This window comes from Alkalicoccus luteus, assembly GCF_012034335.1.
GTDB classification, from domain to species: Bacteria; Bacillota; Bacilli; order Bacillales; family Salisediminibacteriaceae; genus Alkalicoccus; species Alkalicoccus luteus_A.
This window is the reverse complement of sequence record NZ_JAATHJ010000082.1, coordinates 1-490: the sequence shown is the minus strand read 5'-3', so window position 1 is coordinate 490 and position 490 is coordinate 1. Positions and strand designations below refer to the sequence as shown.

The 490-nt window shown below is 47.3% G+C and carries 1 protein-coding gene; it reads right to left on the bottom strand.

Going from position 1 to position 490, the window contains the following annotated elements; genetic code table 11:
- Window positions 1-97: 97 nt before the first annotated feature.
- The gene (locus tag HCN83_RS18015; protein ID WP_168009796.1) at window positions 98-391 is read right to left on the bottom strand and encodes a transposase; all 294 of its coding nucleotides are present in this window, start codon (window positions 389-391) and stop codon (window positions 98-100) included.
- Window positions 392-490 lie beyond the last annotated feature (99 nt).

The window sequence follows — 490 nt, the reverse complement described above, 5'->3', positions numbered from 1 at the left end:
TGTTTCCATTTGTAATAGCCGCTTTTCGAAACCTGCAAAATACGGCACATCTTCTCGATGGCATACTCGTTTTCATGGCGTTGAATATGCGCGAAGATCACGGCTTTGGCTGCGTGAAGATGTGCATCGCTTTTTTTAAGATCTCATTCTCCTCTTCCAGGTCGCGCATCTTTTTTTCATACGCTCGCTTCACAGCTTCCATCTCACCTGGAGTCGACAGAATGTCACCGGATCGCTCTCGTGCGACTTTCAATCGATACGCCTTCACCCATTTTCCGACGGTGGCGCGGTGTTTCCCAATTTCCTCTGCCAGATCCCGTTGACTATGTCCCTCTTCTTCCACTAACTTGGCGATGTATTCCTTATATTCTGGCGATACATGATAGCTCAATCTATTCACGTCCTTCCCAGATTTTGAACTCCGTGATCGTGCGTTACCTTTGAGTCTACCTGTCACGCCTATCATCGTCCACTTTAGAGACTAACACCA